The sequence below is a fragment of the Variovorax sp. KBW07 genome (assembly GCF_003852515.1).
Taxonomy (GTDB): Bacteria; Pseudomonadota; Gammaproteobacteria; order Burkholderiales; family Burkholderiaceae_C; genus Variovorax.
In genome coordinates this window covers 1-259 of the sequence record NZ_QAJK01000234.1, presented here as the reverse complement: position 1 = coordinate 259, position 259 = coordinate 1, and positions in this window count along the sequence as shown.

Genomic DNA, 259 nt, shown 5'->3' with positions numbered 1-259 from the left:
CCCTCCGCGAATGTCCCCCGCTTCGCTCCTCCTTTATTTCGCTGCGGGGAGCACCCGATGCCAGTCGCACATGGACGCGCTCTGCGCTTGCGGCCGATCAACGACTGCTCTGATGTCGCTCACGCTGGCGGTGTGCTCTGCGCAGCGAAATAAAGGAGGAGCGAAGCGGGGGACATTCGCGGAGCAGAGCACACCGTCGGCGTGGGCGTCGCCCTGAACAAACCCAAACAGCAACGGTACCTACGAAACAGCCTTCAGC